This is a genomic window from Marinobacter sp., from assembly GCF_041595835.1.
In the GTDB taxonomy this organism is placed as follows: domain Bacteria; phylum Pseudomonadota; class Gammaproteobacteria; order Pseudomonadales; family Oleiphilaceae; genus Marinobacter.
Map to the genome: position 1 here is coordinate 61,568 of NZ_JBFHJO010000010.1, position 18,629 is coordinate 80,196.

General features: G+C 53.1%; 16 protein-coding genes. All 16 read left to right on the forward strand.

The window, feature by feature from the left end; all coding sequences use genetic code 11:
- The first annotated feature begins 3 nt into the window (after window positions 1-3).
- The 16 genes from ABYA77_RS05825 to glmS all read left to right on the forward strand — a co-directional run bounded on the left by ABYA77_RS05825 (window position 4) and on the right by glmS (window position 18,468).
- A complete protein-coding gene (locus ABYA77_RS05825) occupies window positions 4-3,114 on the forward strand; it encodes an efflux RND transporter permease subunit (protein ID WP_372965011.1) in 3,111 nt (1,036 codons plus the stop codon).
- A gap of 402 nt (window positions 3,115-3,516) precedes the next feature.
- Window positions 3,517-5,403, forward strand: a complete 1,887-nt coding sequence (gene mnmG, locus ABYA77_RS05830) for a tRNA uridine-5-carboxymethylaminomethyl(34) synthesis enzyme MnmG (RefSeq protein ID WP_372965012.1) — start codon at window positions 3,517-3,519, stop codon at window positions 5,401-5,403.
- A 9-nt stretch (window positions 5,404-5,412) separates the two neighbouring features.
- Window positions 5,413-6,060 (forward strand): 16S rRNA (guanine(527)-N(7))-methyltransferase RsmG, encoded by a 648-nt coding sequence (rsmG, locus tag ABYA77_RS05835; RefSeq protein WP_372965013.1) that lies wholly within the window; start codon window positions 5,413-5,415, stop codon window positions 6,058-6,060.
- Window positions 6,061-6,083: 23 nt separating this feature from the next.
- Window positions 6,084-6,878 (forward strand): ParA family protein, encoded by a 795-nt coding sequence (locus ABYA77_RS05840; RefSeq protein ID WP_372965014.1) that lies wholly within the window; start codon window positions 6,084-6,086, stop codon window positions 6,876-6,878.
- Window positions 6,879-6,938: 60 nt separating this feature from the next.
- Window positions 6,939-7,814 (forward strand): ParB/RepB/Spo0J family partition protein, encoded by an 876-nt coding sequence (locus tag ABYA77_RS05845; protein ID WP_372965015.1) that lies wholly within the window; start codon window positions 6,939-6,941, stop codon window positions 7,812-7,814.
- Window positions 7,815-8,028: 214 nt separating this feature from the next.
- Complete coding sequence (locus ABYA77_RS05850; RefSeq protein WP_372965016.1) at window positions 8,029-8,421, forward strand: ATP synthase subunit I; 393 nt, start codon at window positions 8,029-8,031, stop codon at window positions 8,419-8,421.
- A gap of 15 nt (window positions 8,422-8,436) precedes the next feature.
- Window positions 8,437-9,291, forward strand: a complete 855-nt coding sequence (atpB, locus tag ABYA77_RS05855) for a F0F1 ATP synthase subunit A (RefSeq protein ID WP_372965017.1) — start codon at window positions 8,437-8,439, stop codon at window positions 9,289-9,291.
- 53 nt (window positions 9,292-9,344) lie between these two features.
- Window positions 9,345-9,572, forward strand: coding sequence for a F0F1 ATP synthase subunit C (gene atpE / locus ABYA77_RS05860; protein WP_372965018.1), 228 nt, complete (start codon window positions 9,345-9,347; stop codon window positions 9,570-9,572).
- Window positions 9,573-9,660: 88 nt separating this feature from the next.
- Complete coding sequence (locus tag ABYA77_RS05865; RefSeq protein ID WP_372965019.1) at window positions 9,661-10,131, forward strand: F0F1 ATP synthase subunit B; 471 nt, start codon at window positions 9,661-9,663, stop codon at window positions 10,129-10,131.
- Window positions 10,132-10,143: 12 nt separating this feature from the next.
- Window positions 10,144-10,680, forward strand: a complete 537-nt coding sequence (locus ABYA77_RS05870) for a F0F1 ATP synthase subunit delta (protein ID WP_372965020.1) — start codon at window positions 10,144-10,146, stop codon at window positions 10,678-10,680.
- Between the two features lie 28 nt (window positions 10,681-10,708).
- Window positions 10,709-12,253, forward strand: coding sequence for a F0F1 ATP synthase subunit alpha (gene atpA, locus ABYA77_RS05875; RefSeq protein ID WP_372965021.1), 1,545 nt, complete (start codon window positions 10,709-10,711; stop codon window positions 12,251-12,253).
- Window positions 12,254-12,322: 69 nt separating this feature from the next.
- Window positions 12,323-13,183 carry a F0F1 ATP synthase subunit gamma gene (atpG, locus tag ABYA77_RS05880; protein ID WP_372965022.1) on the forward strand — a complete coding sequence of 287 codons (861 nt, stop codon included), beginning with the start codon at window positions 12,323-12,325 and terminating at the stop codon, window positions 13,181-13,183.
- 54 nt (window positions 13,184-13,237) lie between these two features.
- Window positions 13,238-14,632, forward strand: a complete 1,395-nt coding sequence (gene atpD / locus ABYA77_RS05885; RefSeq protein WP_372965023.1) for a F0F1 ATP synthase subunit beta — start codon at window positions 13,238-13,240, stop codon at window positions 14,630-14,632.
- A gap of 37 nt (window positions 14,633-14,669) precedes the next feature.
- Window positions 14,670-15,092, forward strand: coding sequence for a F0F1 ATP synthase subunit epsilon (locus ABYA77_RS05890; protein WP_372965024.1), 423 nt, complete (start codon window positions 14,670-14,672; stop codon window positions 15,090-15,092).
- 150 nt (window positions 15,093-15,242) lie between these two features.
- Window positions 15,243-16,607, forward strand: a complete 1,365-nt coding sequence (gene glmU, locus ABYA77_RS05895; protein ID WP_372965025.1) for a bifunctional UDP-N-acetylglucosamine diphosphorylase/glucosamine-1-phosphate N-acetyltransferase GlmU — start codon at window positions 15,243-15,245, stop codon at window positions 16,605-16,607.
- 28 nt (window positions 16,608-16,635) lie between these two features.
- Entirely contained in the window at window positions 16,636-18,468 is a 1,833-nt protein-coding gene (gene glmS / locus ABYA77_RS05900; RefSeq protein WP_372965026.1) for a glutamine--fructose-6-phosphate transaminase (isomerizing), read from the forward strand.
- Window positions 18,469-18,629: the final 161 nt, after the last annotated feature.

Here is an 18,629-nt window from a genome sequence, read left to right on the forward strand (position 1 = left end):
TTCATGGTGTTGTCAGATATTTCAATAAAACGGCCGGTTTTTGCCACCGTTCTCAGTCTGATGATTGTGGTGTTCGGGTTATCGGCGTTGTTTGGCCTGCCGGTGAGAGAATATCCGGATATTGATCCGCCTATTGTGTCTGTTTCCACCGACTATACCGGTGCTGCGGCAGAAGTGGTGGATAGCCAGATCACTCAGGTGATTGAAGGTAGTATCAGTGGTGTTGAAGGCATACGTACCATTGAATCTTCAACCGAACAGGGCGAGTCCCGCACCACCATTGAATTCAACACCTCCCGGGATATCGAAGTTGCCGCCAACGATGTACGGGACGCAGTTTCCCGAATACTGAACCGCTTGCCGGATGAAGCAGATCCCCCGGTGGTACGAAAAGCCGATTCTGATGCCAGACCTATGATGTGGGTAACGCTCACCAGTGATGTCTGGGACAGTGCCGAGCTTAGCGATTTTGCTGACCGGGTATTGAGTGACCGCCTTTCGGTGCTCGATGGCGTGGCCGATGTGCGTATTGGCGGGGAACGCCGGTATGCCATAAGGGTATGGCTCGACCGGGAAAGACTGGCTGCGCGCAATATTACCGTTGCTGAAGTGGAACAGGCGCTGCGCGCCAATAACGTGGAATTACCCGCAGGGTCGGTTGAGTCGTCCACCCGGAATTTTACTGTCAGAGCCGAAGGACGACTGTCGTCGGTGGAAGAATTCCGTAATCTGGTGGTGCGCCGTGATGGCAATGATCTGCTGCGTCTGGGTGAGGTGGCCAACGTACAAATGGGCGTGGAGTCTGATGTCGATCGGCTCAGGGCCAGTGGTACAACAGCCATTGGCATGGGTATTATTCGCCAGTCCAAGGCCAATACCGTCGCGGTATCTGATGCGGTGAAAGCCGAGCTGGCAACCATTCGGAAAACTCTGCCGCCGGAAGTGTCGATCACTGAAAGTTATGATGAATCCATTTTTATCAGGGCTTCGATAAAGGAAGTTTTGACTACACTGGCGATCTCCGTGTCATTGGTTATTCTGGTGATCTTCCTGTTTCTGCGTTCCTGGCGGGCCACGCTGATTCCTGCGGTGACCATTCCGGTTGCTGTTATCGGTGCCTTTATTGGCCTGGGTTTCCTCGGTTTTTCTATCAACGTCCTTACCCTGCTGGCCATCATTCTTGCCATTGGCCTGGTTGTGGATGATGCCATCGTGATGCTGGAAAACATCCAGCGGCGGATTGATGACGGTGAACCACCGCTGCTGGCGGCCTATCTGGGGGCCAAACAGGTGGCGTTTGCGGTTATTGCGACCACCCTGACCCTGGTGGCTGTATTTGTGCCCATTTCGTTCATGGGCGGCAACATAGGCCGGTTATTTGCGGAGTTTGGCTTTACTCTGGCTGCGGCGGTCATTGTATCCAGTCTGGTGGCGCTGACTCTGGCGCCCATGCTGTGTTCTAAATGGCTGAAGCATAGTCCGGAAAGTGCAGAAGGGCACCGGCTATGGGCGTTCAGTGAGGGGGTGCTGAATGGCCTGACTAACGGTTATGAAAAGGCACTGAGGTTCTCACTGAACCAGTCTGGTTTGTTGTTGGGTATTGGAGTGGCCGGGGTGATTATTGCGGGGGTTATTTACCCGAGCCTGCCCCAGGAATTGGCGCCCACGGAAGACAGGGGTGTCATTATCATGCCGGCAACGGCACCCCGGGGCTCAACGGTGGAGTACACGGACCACTTTGTCCGGCAAGCTGAGCAGGAGTTGCTTGAGTATCTGGATTCAGGCATAGCCGAACGATTGATGGCGATAGTGGGTTTCCGCGGCGAAGAAGACAGCGCGTTCATGATTCTGGGGTTAGCACCCTGGGATCAGCGCAGTATCAAACAGCAACAGGTGACGTCTGAAATACGAGACAAGATTTCGGATATTTCCGGTGTTCGAATCAACGTGATCAACCCTCCGGGACTTGGTCAGCGCGGCTTCAATCAGCCGGTGGAATTTGTGGTGGCGGGGCCGGATTACGAGTCTGTGCAGGCCTGGAGTGAGGAAATTCTGGAACGGGCGAAGGAAAACCCAAATCTGCTGAATGTGGATACTGATTTCGAGCTGACCCGGCCCGAACTGCGGGTGAATATTGACCGTGACCGGGCCGCCGACCTGGACATCACCGTACAGGATGTGGGCCTGACGCTGCAGACCATGCTGGCTTCACGGCAAGTAACGACCTATATGGACCGCGGCCAGGAATACGATGTCATTGTGCAGGCCGACGATGCCAATCGTGCGACCCCGGAAGATCTTGAACAGATCTTCTTACGGTCCAGAGAAGGGGGAGAACTGATTCCCCTGAAAGCGCTGGTATCTGTGGATGAAATTGGTGCTAACCCGGATCTTCGCCGGATAGACAGGCTGCCGGCTGTGGTAATCAGTGCATCGCTGGCGGATGGTTATGACCTGGGAACGGCGCTGGATTATCTGAATACCTTGGCTGTGGATAACCTTCCTCCGGAAGCGAGGGTTACTTTCAAAGGCTTGTCCCGGGAGTTTCAGGATTCGTCATCGGCTATTTTTATCACCTTTGCGCTGGCTTTCGTGATTGTGTTTCTGGTGCTGGCCGCTCAGTTTGAAAGCTGGATTCATCCGTTGATTATCATGTTGTCGGTACCGCTGGCGGTTACTGGCGCTTTGATGGCTTTGGCATGGTCGGGCATCAGCCTGAATATATACAGTGAGATAGGCATCATCATGCTTCTCGGTTTAATGGCGAAAAACGGGATTTTGATCGTCGAATTTGCCAACCAGCTACGGGATCAGGGGTACGAAGTACGGGATGCAATTCTTGAAGGCTCGCTTCTGCGCTTCCGGCCGGTACTGATGACCACCATATCTACGGTATTTGGTGCAGTGCCTCTGGTGATAGCGACAGGAGCTGGTGCCGAAAGCCGGGCGGCCATTGGTGTGGTGATTCTGGGCGGGCTGATTTTTGCGACCACTTTGACTTTGTTCATCATTCCTGTGCTTTACAACCTGCTGGCCCGGTTTGCCAAGTCGTCTAATGCGGTGGAAAAAGAGTTAGAGCGCTTGTCAGGCGGGCCCGTGGATGTAAACGAGTAGCTCTCTGAGGCTCCGCCCTGTCAGCTCTTGTTTTTCTGACAGGGTGTGTTTGTGGATAACTTATGTGATAACTTTGGGATGGTTTTTGGATAGATTGCTATAACTTATTTAAAATCAATAAGATGGGTGGTTTTTAAAGGTGTTTTTTTGTTCCTTTTTTCTGTGGATAAAATCTTTAAAAGATTGTTAGAAGCTATCTTCAAGCCACTGAAAATCCGACGGTTTCGGTTTTTACATAGAAGAAAAAAATCCATGTTTATGTCGCTTCAGAAGGGTTATGTCACACCAATATTCTCTGATCACTCATAATCTGGTTAAAAATTGCACATTCTGACTGCAATTTCCCTGGCGAGGAGTTATACTCGCCGCCCTGTTTTTATCCCCCGATTTTTGAGGTGCAGTGTGGAGTTTCCGACCCGTTTCGATGTCATTGTCATTGGTGGTGGCCATGCCGGTACTGAAGCCGCACTAGCGGCGGCACGTATGGGGTCGCAAACCCTGCTGCTGACCCACAACATTGAAACCCTGGGTCAGATGTCCTGTAACCCGGCCATTGGCGGCATCGGAAAAAGCCATCTGGTTAAAGAAATCGACGCTCTGGGCGGCGTCATGGCGAGAGCCACAGACAAAGCCGGTATCCAGTTCCGGGTATTGAACGCACGTAAGGGCCCGGCAGTGCGTGCAACACGTGCTCAGGCAGACCGGATTTTGTACAAAGCCGCGATTCGCTACACCCTGGAAAACCAACCTAACCTGACACTGTTCCAGCAGGCGGCAGATGACCTGATTGTGGAAAACGAACAGGTGGTGGGTGTCGTCACCCAGACTGGCATCCGCTTTAACGCCAAAACTGTGGTGCTGACCACCGGAACCTTCCTGGGTGGTGTTATCCACATTGGTATGCAGAACCATGCGGGTGGACGTGCCGGTGATGCGCCGGCCAATGCTTTGGCAAAGAGGTTACGCGAACTGCCCTTCAACGTTGGCCGTCTGAAAACCGGCACCCCACCGCGTATTGATGCCAGAACCGTTGATTTTTCCGTAATGCAAAAGCAGTGGGGCGACGACCCGACGCCGGTGATGTCATTTATTGGCAGTCGTGACGAGCATCCTGAGCAAATCTGTTGCTACGTAACCCGCACCACCGAAGAAACCCACGACATCATCCGCAGCGGGTTTGATCGCTCTCCGATGTTTGCCGGTAACATTGAAGGTGTGGGCCCGCGTTATTGCCCGTCTATTGAAGACAAGGTCAATCGTTTTGCGGACAAGGACTCACACCAGATTTTTGTCGAACCGGAAGGCCTGACCACTCACGAGCTTTACCCGAACGGCATATCCACCAGTTTGCCGTTTGATATTCAGCTGGCAGCGGTGCGATCGATTCCCGGGTTCGAGAATGCCCATATACTGCGCCCTGGCTATGCTATCGAATACGACTACCTGAACCCGCAAGACCTGCGCCATACTCTGGAAACCAAATTTATCCAGGGCTTGTACTTCGCGGGCCAGATCAATGGTACGACCGGTTATGAAGAAGCTGGCGCCCAGGGTCTGCTTGCTGGTATTAATGCGGCATTACGGGCACAAGATAAAGACGAGTGGTATCCGCGCCGGGATGAAGCATATCTGGGCGTGCTGGTTGATGACCTGATCACCATGGGCACCAATGAGCCTTACCGCATGTTCACCAGTCGCGCGGAATACCGGTTGATCCTTCGGGAAGACAACGCTGACCTGCGTTTGACTGAAATCGGCCGCAAACTTGGCTTGGTGGATGACGACCGCTGGCAGAAGTTCAGTGAGAAGAGCGAAGCGATCACCAATGAGCGCCGCCGTCTGGAGCAAACCCGCATTCACCCGAACACCGAAGCTGGTGAGCGGGCAAACGGTTACCTCAAACAGCCCATGACCCGCGATCAATCGCTGGCTGAATTGTTGCGCCGCCCGGAAATTGTCTACCAGCACATTGCTGAAATTGGTGATTGCCTTGCTGAAGATCCAGTGGTTGCGGAACAGGTAGAGATCGAGATCAAGTACGAAGGCTATATTTCCCGCCAGGCGGACGAAATCGAGCGGCTGCGCAAAAATGAAAATACCCGGCTACCGGCAGATCTGGATTACGAAGTAATTGGCGGCTTGTCTAATGAGATCAAGCAAAAACTGCAAGCTGTGCGTCCGGAAACCGTAGCTCAGGCATCCCGCATCCAGGGTGTGACGCCGGCGGCCATCAGCCAGATACTCGTTCATCTGAAAAAGCGGGACCTTATCCGTAAACAAAGCGCCTGATTCAAGCCTATGATTTATCCACAATGGCCGGGCCAGCTCCGTGACGGGCTGGACAACATGAAGCTTTCTCTGAGCGAAAGCCAGCAACAACAGTTGCTGGCTTTTCTGGCTCTGCTGAATAAATGGAACAAGGCTTACAACCTGACCGCCGTTCGTGATGAGCGGGTGATGGTGTCGCGTCAGTTACTGGACAGCCTGAGCATTATGCCGTGGGTTACCACAGACCACTTGCTGGACGTAGGGGCTGGTGGTGGCATGCCGGGGATTCCATTAGCCATCGTATTTCCCTACAAGCGTTTCACCCTGCTGGACAGTAACGGCAAGAAAACCCGTTTCCTGAACCAGTGCGTGCTGGAGCTCGGATTGAAAAACGTAGAGGTTATCCACGGCCGTGCTGAAGACTGCCAGCCAAAGCAGCCATACAGCCAGATCAGTAGCCGGGCTTTCACCGCACTGGCAAATCTGGTGACCTGGTGTGAGCAACTGTTGGCGGAAGACGGTGAGTTCCTTGCCATGAAAGGTCAGTACCCGGATGATGAAGTGGCTGCCCTTCCTGCCGCCTGGCAGGTAGAATCCAGTCATTCCCTGAATGTGCCCGGTGCCGATGGAGAGCGACATCTGCTTATCATCGCCCGGCACAAAGAATCATCCCGGTAACCCGCAACAGCAGGAGGCAAAGCATGACGCGCGTGATTGCAGTGACCAATCAGAAAGGCGGTGTGGGTAAAACCACCACCTGCGTCAACCTTGCTGCGTCGCTGGTGGCCATAAAGCGCAGGGTGTTGTTGGTTGACATGGATCCGCAGGGCAACGCCACGATGGGCAGTGGCGTGGATAAAAACGCTTTGGAGTTATCCGGTTACGATCTGCTTACCAAGCGTGCATCAGCAGAAGAGATTATTGTAAAAACGGACCCGGCCGGCTTTGATTTGTTACCCGGTAATGGCGATCTGACCGCCGCTGAAGTCGAGTTGATGAACGAAATTGGTCGTGAACACCGCCTGCGCCTGGCATTAAACAGCGTTCGGAACCAATACGACTATATTTTGATCGATTGTCCGCCGTCTCTGAACTTGCTGACAGTGAACTCCCTGTCTGCAGCAGACACGGTACTTATCCCTATGCAGTGTGAATACTACGCACTGGAAGGTTTGGCGGCTTTGATGAATACCGTTGAACAAATCAAGGAAACCGTAAATCCCGATCTGGAAATAGAAGGTATTCTGCGCACCATGTACGATCCGCGTAACAGTCTCACCCTGGATGTATCAGGGCAGCTGCGCGAGTATTTTGGCGACAAAGTTTACCGGGCAGTGATTCCACGCAATGTACGCCTGGCAGAAGCCCCAAGTTACGGCATGCCGGCTCTGAACTATGATAAGGCGTCTAAGGGCGCAATTGCTTATCTGGCGATGGCGGGCGAAATGGTGCGCCGTCATGGGTCAAAAAAGACATCCGGCGCCGTTGCGGTGTAACATAGTTCGCCGTCAGGCAACCGTGCATCCATTATTTCAACAGGAAGAATGACAACTACCATGGCGGCGAAGAAGCGAGGCTTGGGCGAACGTGGTTTAGGGGCTCTCTTGCAGGGCTCCAAGGTTAACCTTGATAAGGAAGCCACCAGTCGCGACGGAGAAATGCGGGATATACCGGTCGATCTCATTCAGCGTGGGCGCTACCAGCCCAGGCGCGACATGGATCCGACGGCGCTGCAGGAGCTGGCTGATTCCATTCGCCAGCAGGGCGTAATGCAACCCGTTGTTGTCCGCCCTGTCGCGGATGGCCGCTATGAGCTGATTGCCGGTGAACGGCGCTGGCGGGCTACGCAGATCGCTGAGCTTGATCGTATTCCGGCCATTATCCGTGAAGTCCCGGATGAAGCCGCCATCGCTATGGCGCTGATTGAAAATATCCAGCGCGAAAACCTGAATCCCATAGAAGAAGCGTTTGCACTGCAGCGGCTGCAAGAAGAGTTCAGCCTTACCCAGGCTCAGGTAGCAGAGGCAGTAGGTAAATCCCGGACCACCATCACCAATCTTCTACGCTTGATTGGCCTGACTGAAGATGTTCGGACCATGCTTGAGCATGGCGATCTGGAGATGGGCCATGGGCGTGCCATGCTGACATTGCCTCCGGAACAGCAAATGCAGGTAGCCAGGCAGGTGGTTGCCAAGTCTTTGTCTGTCCGGCAGACCGAAGCATTAGTTCGCCGTGTTCAGCAGGAAAAGCCGGCTGAAGAGGTTGTTGAGAATAAAGCGCTTGATCCGAATATACGTGCTTTACAGGACGACCTTTCTGATCGGTTGGGCGCTCGTGTATCGATCGCTCATGGCAAGCGGGGAAAGGGTAAACTGGTTATCGAGTACACCTCACTGGATGAGCTCGACGGAATTCTGGGTCATATCCGTTAACTCTGAAAAAATTAGAGAAATCATCTATAAGCCTGTTTTTCGATAGAAACACCAGATGTGGTTGTGTAACAGGTTGCAGAACACAAATTGTGTGAAGATAACGTTCTTTCTCAGTTGTTCTGGTCAAAAAGTGTCCGAATTTTCCATCCGGTTATGTTGAACACCTACCGGTTAACACATATAATTCCGCGCGCTTGGAATGACAGTAGGTGATATGAGCCGTTTTAAGAAAGCCATCACGTATGTGCCGCTGGCAAAGTGGCTCACCATAGAGATGGTAATACTGAGCATTCTCAGCCTTTTTTGGTTTACCGAAAGTCGTTTGGCTGGTTATTCCGCGTTTATCGGCGGTCTTATTTTTGTCATACCAAACGCGTATTTTGCCCATCGGACTTTTCGATATCAGGGCGCCCGTCAGGTTCATGTGGCGGTGGGTAACATGTTCAGGGCAGAAAGCATCAAGCTTGCCCTTACCGCAGTGTTTTTTGCGGCCGTTTTCACTTTAATGGAGCCAGTACATGTACCGGCTCTGTTATTCACTTTTGCTGTGATGGTTGTGATGGGTACGGCGTTACGCTGGCTCATCCGGCCGCGACCACAGCGATGACTGGACGAGAGCAGTATGGCAGCTGATACCCCAGTAGAGTATATAAAACACCACCTCACTAACCTGACCTATGGAAAGCTTCCGGCTGGCTATGAACGAGCTGACGGAACTGTGATGCAAGAGACCGGCTGGACTTTTGCAACCACGGCAACCGAAGCAACCGACATGGGCTTCATGGCGATCCACGTGGATACCATGGGTTGGTCCCTTGCAATGGGCCTTCTGTTCCTGGGTCTGTTCCGCTTTGCTGCAAGCCGGGTAACTACCGGTACGCCGGGCGGCCTGCAGAACCTTGTTGAAATGACTTTTGAGTTTATTCAGGGTCTTGTGCGCGATGTCTTTGCTGGCAAAAACCCGCTGATTGCGCCACTGGCGCTGACGATTTTTGTCTGGATCTTCCTGATGAACGCCCTGAAGCTGATTCCGGTGGATTACATTCCATATATCGCCCATGCGATGGGGCTCGAATACTTCAAGATTGTTCCGACCACTGACCCGAACGCGACCTTCGGTATGTCGATTGGCGTCTTCCTGCTGATTCTGTTTTACAGCTTCAAGGTTAAAGGTGTTGGTGGCTTTACCCGGGAACTGTCGATGAATCCGTTTAATCACTGGATCATGATCCCGTTCAACCTGATTCTTGAAGTACTGGCGCTGATTATCAAGCCGATCAGTCTGGCACTGCGTTTGTTCGGTAACATGTATGCCGGTGAAGTTATCTTTATCCTGATCGCATTGCTACCGCTGTGGGTTCAGTGGACCCTGAACGTTCCCTGGGCTATCTTCCACCTTTTGGTCATAACACTGCAGGCCTTTATTTTTACAACGCTGACTGTGGTTTACCTCAGCGCGGCGCATGAAGAACACTGATTAACCCTTTAATACACAAACCCTTAACTATCTGAAAAACTGAGGAGTCTTCAATGGAAATGGTATTTGTCGCAGCTGCGTTGATTATCGGTCTGGGTGCCCTGGGCGCCGGTATCGGTTTTGGTCTGTTGGGTGGCAAGCTGCTCGAGTCTACTGCTCGTCAACCAGAAATGGCTAACCAGCTGCAAACTAAAGCCTTCATCATGGCTGGTCTGCTTGATGCGGTTCCCATGATCGGTGTTGGTATCGCGATGTACCTGATCTTCGTTGTTGCTGGTTAATTTACCCGAAAACTGAGGGCGCTGGTGCCTTTCACCGCGCCCTGTTTCCGGAAACCAGGACGCAACGAATAGCAAGAGGTATATTGCCGTGAATATAAACCTTACGTTGATAGGGCAATCAATTGCCTTCGCTATTTTCGTCTGGTTCTGCGTCAAGTATGTATGGCCGCCGATTACGGCAGCCATGGAAGCGCGCCAGAAGAAAATTGCAGACGGCCTTTCTGCCGCAGACCGTGCATCTCTTGATCTTGAGCTTGCTCAGGAAAAAGCTGCTAACGAACTGCGCACAGCGAAAGAAGAAGCTGCAGCCCTGATTGACCAGGCCAACAAGCGTGCCGCCCAGATCGTCGAAGCCTCTAAGGAAGACGCTCGCAAAGAAGGCGAAAAGCTTATTGAACAGGCCAGGGCAGAAATTCAACAGGAGCGTGTTCAGGCTCGCGACGCACTGAGATCTGAAGTAGCAGCCTTGGCTGTTGCCGGTGCCGAGAAGATTCTGGAAACCTCTGTAGACGCCAAAGCTCACAGCGAGATGCTGGAAAAGCTGGCCGCAGAACTCTAATAGAGGGTCATCATGGCAGAACTAACTACGTTAGCCCGACCCTACGCGAAAGCCGTTTTCAGAGCCGCGCAGGACCAGAACGCTGTTGATCAATGGGATCAGGCACTGGCTTTCGCAGCCCGGGTTGCGGCTGACGAAGAGGTAAAGAACATCCTGGCCAACCCTGGCCTGTCTGAGCAACGCAAGGCGGAACTCTTCGCTGATTGTTTTGAAGAGCCGCTGCCTGAAGCACTCAGAAACTTCCTGTTGATTCTTGCTGAAAACAAGCGTCTGGCCTTGTTGCCAGAAGTTTCTGCATTGTTCGGTCTGTATCGTGCAGATCTTGAACGATCCGTTAAGCTGACAATCGATACCGCATTCGAACTGTCTGGCGACGAACAACAGAAACTGATTGACGCATTGTCCAGAAAGCTGGAGCGCAAGGTTGAGCTTGAAACCGCAGTGGATCAGTCTCTGATCGGCGGCGTGGTAGTACGCACAGGCGACCTGGTTATCGACGCTTCAGTCCGTGGCAAGCTGGCCAGAATGGCCAAGGCTCTGGGCTCCTGATTTCAGCACAAGGTTTGAGGACAAAGGCATGCAGCAACTGAATCCATCCGAGATCAGTGACATCATCAAGAAGAGAATCGAGAAACTCGACATCTCTTCCGAAGCAAAGAACGAAGGTACGATCCTTTCCGTTTCTGACGGTATCGTACTGATTCACGGTCTGGCCGACGTTATGTACGGCGAGATGATTGAATTTGCCAACGGCACATACGGCATGGCGCTGAACCTTGAGCGTGATTCTGTTGGTGCGGTTGTTCTGGGCGAGTACCAGGACCTGGCCGAAGGCCAGAAAGTCCGTTGTACCGGTCGTATCCTGGAAGTACCTGTTGGTAACGAACTGCTGGGCCGTGTAGTAGACGGTCTTGGTAACCCGATCGACGGTAAAGGCGAGCTGGGTAACACCCTGACCTCCCCTGTTGAGAAGGTTGCTCCGGGCGTTATCGCTCGTCAGTCCGTTGATGAACCGGTTCAGACTGGCCTGAAAGCCATCGATACCATGGTTCCCATCGGTCGTGGCCAGCGTGAGCTGATCATCGGTGACCGTCAGATCGGTAAGACCGCTGTAGCGATCGACGCGATCATCAACCAGAAGAACACTGGCATCAAGTGTATCTACGTTGCCATTGGTCAGAAGCAGTCTTCCATTGCCGCGGTTGTCCGTAAGCTGGAAGAGCACGGTGCAATGGATCACACCATCATCGTTGCCGCTGGTGCCGCTGACCCTGCAGCTATGCAGTTCCTGGCTCCGTATTCTGGTACCTCAATGGGTGAGTTCTTCCGCGACCGCGGTGAAGATGCCCTGATCGTATACGATGATCTGTCCAAGCAAGCGGTTGCTTATCGCCAGATCTCCCTGTTGCTTCGTCGTCCGCCAGGTCGTGAGGCATACCCGGGTGACGTTTTCTATCTGCACTCCCGTCTGCTTGAGCGCGCTTCCCGCGTAAACGCTGACTATGTTGAGCAGTTCACCAATGGTGAAGTGAAAGGTAAAACCGGCTCTCTGACCGCTCTGCCGATCATTGAAACCCAGGCGGGTGACGTTTCTGCATTCGTTCCGACCAACGTGATCTCTATCACCGACGGTCAGATCTTCCTGGAAACCAACCTGTTTAACTCCGGTATCCGTCCAGCTATGAACGCTGGTATCTCGGTATCGCGGGTAGGTGGTGCAGCCCAGACCAAGATCATGAAAAAGCTTGGTGGTAACATTCGTCTGGCCCTCGCACAGTACCGGGAACTGGCAGCATTCGCCCAGTTTGCTTCTGATCTTGACGAAGCAACCCGTAAGCAGCTGGAGCACGGTCAGCGCGTAACCGAGCTGATGAAGCAGAACCAGTACAGCCCGATGACTGTGGCTGAAATGGGTACTTCGCTGTTCGCAGCAAACGAAGGCTTCCTTGACGATGTTGACGTCAACAAAGTTGTAAACTTTGAAGCACAACTGCTGGACTGGATGCGGTCCGAGCAGAAAGATCTTCTCGATAAGATCGGTGCTGAAGGCAACTTCAATGACGACATCGCTGCCGGCCTGAAAGCTGCTTTGGAGAAATTCAAGACCACTCAGAGCTGGTAAATCCAATGGGCCCGCAAAGCGCGGGCCTGCTGGTCCCTTTGAGTGTCTAACTTGAAAAGGCAGTGACTTATGGCCATCGGAAAAGAAATACGTAACCAGATCGGAAGCATCAAGAGTACGCAGAAGATCACTTCCGCCATGGAAATGGTGGCAGCGAGTAAAATGCGTAAAGCTCAGGATCGTATGCGGGCTACCCGTCCATACGCTGAAAAGATGCGTCAGGTAATCGGACACATTGCCAAGTCCAACAAAGATTACCGCCATCCGTTTATGCAGGAGCGTGAGGTCAAGCGAGTAGGCTACATTGTAGTTTCCTCTGACCGGGGCCTGTGTGGTGGTCTGAACACTAACGCGTTCAAACTGCTCGTGCGCGAAATGCGTGAATGGAAAGAAAAAGGTATTGAGACCGATATCTGTGCCATCGGCCAGAAAGCCGCCTCCTTTTTCCGCAGCTACGGCGGAAACGTGGTGGCAGCCCTGACCCACATGGGCGACAACCCAAGTGCGGATCAGCTGATTGGTAGCGTCAAGGTGATGTTGGATGCGTTCGAGAACGGCAAGATTGATCGCCTGTTCCTGATCAGCAACGAATTCGTCAACACCATGACCCAGACCCCGAAGTCAGAGCAGTTGTTGCCTCTGCCTGAAGGTTCAGATGATGACATCGGTCGCCAGTGGGATTACATCTACGAGCCGGATTCACGTCCGATTCTTGACGGGTTGATGCCACGTTATATCGAATCCCAGGTGTATCAGGGTGTGGTAGAGAATCTGGCCTGTGAACAGGCCGCCCGGATGATCGCTATGAAGAGCGCAACTGACAATGCCGGAGGCATCATTGATGAACTCCAGCTGGCCTATAACAAGGCTCGTCAGGCAGCGATCACACAAGAGATTTCGGAGATTGTGAGCGGCGCAGCATCTGTTTGATCGCGCTCACAAACCTACTGGTTTTATTGACTACTAGATAACGAGGAACCGAGCATGAGTAGCGGACACATCGTTCAGATCATTGGCGCGGTTATCGACGTGGAATTTCCACGTGACTCCGTGCCAGGCGTTTACGACGCACTGCTGCTTGAAGGTGGCGAAACAACTCTGGAAGTCCAGCAGCAGCTGGGTGACGGCATTGTTCGTACCATCGCCATGGGCAGCACTGAAGGCCTTAAACGTGGCCTGAAAGCAGAAAACACCGGCAAGCCGATTTCTGTACCTGTTGGTACAAAAACTCTGGGCCGGATTATGGATGTTCTGGGTCGTCCTATCGACGAACAGGGCCCCATTGGTGAAGAAGAGCGTTGGGGTATCCACCGCAAAGCTCCCGGTTATGCGGATCAGGCAGCTTCTGCTGACCTGCTGGAAACCGGTATCAAGGTTATCGACCTGATCTGCCCGTTTGCTAAGGGTGGTAAAGTTGGTTTGTTCGGTGGTGCCGGTGTCGGCAAGACCGTAAACATGATGGAACTGATCAACAACATTGCGAAAGAGCACTCTGGTCTCTCTGTATTCGCCGGTGTTGGTGAGCGTACTCGTGAAGGTAACGACTTCTACTATGAAATGAAGGAGTCTAACGTTCTTGATAAAGTTGCCATGGTTTATGGCCAGATGAACGAGCCCCCAGGAAACCGTCTGCGTGTAGCCCTGACCGGCCTGACAATGGCTGAAAAGTTCCGTGACGAAGGTCGTGACGTATTGTTGTTCGTGGACAACATCTACCGTTACACCCTGGCCGGTACTGAAGTATCCGCACTGCTGGGCCGTATGCCTTCAGCGGTAGGTTATCAGCCGACTCTGGCCCAGGAAATGGGTGAGTTGCAGGAGCGTATTACGTCCACCAAGAACGGCTCTATCACGTCTATCCAGGCGGTATACGTACCTGCGGATGACTTGACTGACCCGTCTCCAGCCACCACCTTCTCGCACCTCGACGCGACTGTGGTACTGAGCCGTGACATCGCTTCGAAGGGTATTTACCCTGCGATCGACCCGCTTGACTCCACTTCCCGTCAGCTGGATCCGCTGGTGATTGGTGAGCAACACTACAACGTTGCCCGTGGTGTTCAGAACGTTCTGCAGCGTTACAAAGAACTGAAAGACATCATTGCGATCCTGGGTATGGACGAGCTGTCAGAAGACGACAAGCTGATCGTATCCCGCGCCCGTAAGATTGAGCGTTTCCTGTCTCAGCCTTTCCATGTTGCTGAAGTATTCACCGGTTCCCCCGGTAAGTACGTGTCTCTGAAAGAGACCATCGCCAGCTTTGAAGGAATTCTTAACGGCGATTACGATGACATGCCAGAGCAGGCGTTCTACATGTGCGGCGGCATCGAGGAAGCAATTGAGAAAGCTAAGGCAATGAAGGCGAAGGAAGGTAAGTAATACCTTGCTTCACTTTCTGACCCAAGAGGCGTAAAAAATGGCTATGACCGTACATTGTGACGTCGTAAGTGCCGAAGAGAAAATATACTCCGGGCTGGTGGAGATGTTAGTCGCCACCGGTACCGAGGGTGAGCTTGGTATCCAGTATGGCCATGCTCCGCTGCTGTCTGCGCTCAAGCCGGGCGCAGTGCGGATCATCAAACAGGGCGGCACCGAGGAGATTCTGTACGTTTCCGGAGGATATCTGGAAGTGCAGCCTAACCTGGTGACTCTGATGGCCGACTCTGCAGTTCGTGCAAAAGACGTAGACGAAGCTGCAGCTCTGGAAGCCCAGAAGGAAGCCGAGAAGGCACTGGCAAACAAAACAGGCGAGTTTGAATACTCCCGGGCCGCAACCGAGCTGGCAGAAGCCGCTGCTCAGTTGCGTACCATCCAGAAGCTGCGCAAGAACCTGCGATAAGCAGGGCTTGTGTCAGTGCCCGGACAGGCCTGACAGTGAACCGCATCCGCAGGTGGCGGGCTTTGGGTTTCCTATTGGAAATCACGAGTCGTTCATCGGGGTGCGGTTTTTTACTTTGCGCTGACCTATGAATTTGGAGTTGATCGCCCCATGAACCCGTTACACGTTGTCATCCTGGCTGCTGGCCAGGGTTCAAGGATGAAGTCCGCACTGCCGAAGGTTCTGCACCCGGTGGCAGGCAAACCTATGTTGCATCACGTTATTGAGACGGCCAAGCAACTGGGCGCGGAAAAGATACACACGGTTATCGGTCATGGTGCAGACCAGGTGAGGGCTTCTCTTGATGAGGGCAGCGTAAACTGGGTACTTCAGACCGAACAGCTGGGTACCGGTCACGCTGTGGCTCAAGCTTTGCCAGACCTGCCGGACAACGCCCGGGTATTGGTTCTGTATGGTGATGTACCGTTAACGGGTAAAGACACCCTGCAGGCAATGGTTAAGGATCTGGATGACAAACGCCTTGCGCTGTTAACGGTTAATCTGGATAACCCGCAGGGCTATGGCCGCATTGTGAGGAATTCTGAAGGTCAGGTTCAGGCCATTGTTGAACAAAAAGATGCCTCTGAAGAGCAGCAGGCCATCACAGAGGTGAACACCGGTATTCTGGCGGTTTCTTCTAAACACCTGAAGAGCTGGCTACCGACACTCTCCAACAGTAACGCGCAAGGTGAATACTACCTGACGGACATCATCGCTATGGCAGTGGCTCACGGGCTGTCGGTTGCTGTGTCACAGCCCCGGACTCCGTTTGAAGTGCAGGGTGTAAATAACCGCCTGCAACTGGCTGAGCTGGAGCGTTGGTATCAACTCCAGCAAGCACAGCGACTGATGACTGATGGTGCGACCCTGGCCGATCCGTCGCGGGTGGATGTGCGCGGCGAATTGACCATCGGCAACGATCTCTGGATTGATGTAAATGTCGTGTTTGAAGGCCGTGTCCATCTTGGCAATAACGTCAGTATTGGTCCAGGCTGCGTAATCAAAGACGCCACAATTGCTGATGGCGCAGATATCAAAGCCCATAGCGTAATAGATGGCGCAGTGGTTGGCGCTAATGCACAGATCGGCCCATTTGCCCGTTTGCGCCCAGGTACCGAATTGGCCGCGAACACTAAAGTCGGCAATTTCGTGGAAACCAAAAAAGCCATCGTAGGTGAGGGTAGTAAGATTAATCACCTCAGTTATGTCGGTGATGCTTCACTTGGTCATAACGTGAATATAGGTGCAGGTACCATTACCTGTAACTATGATGGCGTAAACAAGTTCAAAACAGTGCTTGGTGATGATGTGTTTGTTGGGTCGAATACCTCTCTGGTAGCACCGGTAACCGTAGCGGATGACGCGACGATTGGCGCAGGTTCAACCATCACCCGGGACGTCGCTCAACGTGAGCTTGCCGTAGCACGGGGCAAGCAGCGAAATATTTCTGGCTGGGAACGGCCGAAAAAAGCATAAATCCGACTAATGAACAGGTGATAACAGCATGTGTGGGATTGTAGGAGCAGTATCTGAACGGGATGTCCAGGGTATTCTGCTGGAGGGGCTGCGTCGCCTGGAGTATCGAGGCTACGACTCTGCAGGGATGGCCGTTGTTAATGCAGAACCCCGGGTGCAGCGTGCCCGGGAAGTTGGCAAGGTCGCTGCTTTAGCCGATGCCATTCAGTCGAGCCCGATGGCAGGCCACCTTGGTATTGCTCATACACGGTGGGCGACCCACGGTGAACCCTCCCAGGTGAACGCTCACCCTCACATGTCCGGCGATCGGCTGGCCATTGTTCATAACGGCATTATCGAAAACTATCAGGAACTGCGAGACGAACTGAAAGCCGAAGGCTTTGAGTTCACTTCGCAGACCGATACTGAAGTTGTTGCCCATCTGATCGGAAAGAACTACCAGGAAGGCGGCAATCTTTACAGCGCGGTAAAAGCCGCGATGACCCGGCTTCGAGGAGCCTACGCGCTCGCCGTGGTGCATGCCGATGAGCCAGACCACATGGTTGTCTCTCGTGAAGGTAGTCCTCTGGTTGTGGGTGTTGGCATTGGTGAAAGCTTCATTGCATCCGATCCTTTAGCATTGCTGCCAGTAACCGACCGTTTCATGTTTCTGGAAGAAGGCGATATCGCCGATATCCGCAAGGACAAGATCGAGATTGAAGACCGGGATGGCTGTCCTGTTGAGCGAACCATCACCCGTTTTGAACACGGTACGGATTCGGCTGATAAAGGCGAGTATCGCCACTACATGCTGAAAGAAATCTACGAGCAGCCGAAAGTGATTAAAGCCACTATGACTGGCCGTATCACTGATAGTCGCGTGCTGGAACAAGCGCTGGGTACCGATGCGGGTCAGCTGCTGGAAAATGTGCGTCACGTGCAAATTATCGCCTGCGGCACGTCTTACCATGCCGGCATGGTTGCCCGTTACTGGATTGAAGATCTGGCGGGGGTACCCTGCTCAGTTGAAGTGGCTTCGGAGTTCCGGTACCGCAAACATGTTATTCAACCGGATACCCTGTTTCTGTGTATTTCCCAGTCTGGTGAAACGGCTGATACTCTGGCCGCTCTGCGTCAGGCCAAGAAAGCCGGTTTCCGTGCTGCGTTAGCCATCTGCAACGTGCCGGGCAGCACTCTGGTGCGGGAGTCCGATCTGGTCATCATGACTCAGGCCGGCCCTGAAATTGGAGTGGCTTCTACCAAAGCTTTCACCACCCAGCTTACCGCGCTGCTGATCTTTAGCCTTGCTCTGGCACGTCATAACGGACTGAGCGCAGAGAAAGAAGCTGAGATTGTGCAGGCTCTCCATCTGGTTCCGGGCCAGGTGAGCGACGTGCTGGCGCTGGATGGTGACATCGAGAGCATGTCGAAGGCGTTCATGGATAAGAACCACAGCCTGTTCCTGGGCCGTGGATCACAGTATCCCGTTGCGATGGAAGGCGCTCTCAAGCTGAAAGAAATATCCTACATCCATGCCGAAGCCTACCCGGCTGGAGAGCTAAAGCATGGGCCTCTGGCTCTTGTTGATAGTGAAATGCCAGTGGTGACTGTGGCTCCAAATAATGATTTGGTGGAAAAGCTTAAATCCAACCTCGAAGAAGTACGCGCCAGAGGCGGAGAGCTGTTTGTCTTTGCTGATAAAGCGGCGGAAGTGAAGCCCGAGCCGGGCATTCAGGTCATGCAACTGCCATCGGTACATGAAATCACGGCACCTATCGTGTATACGGTGCCTTTGCAGCTATTGTCCTACCATGTCGCTGTGTTGAAGGGCACGGATGTGGATCAGCCACGGAACCTGGCCAAGAGTGTAACGGTGGAATAATCTGGTCTGCCTGTTGAAAGCCTCCTGCTATTCTCAACTTAGCAGGAGGCTTTTTTATAGCATAGAGCCTGAATTACATCTGAGTACCTTTCGACATGCGGCGGGTCTTGCGAGTTCTACCGATCAATGCGATCAGCGCAGCCAGGCCGAGCCATCCGGTA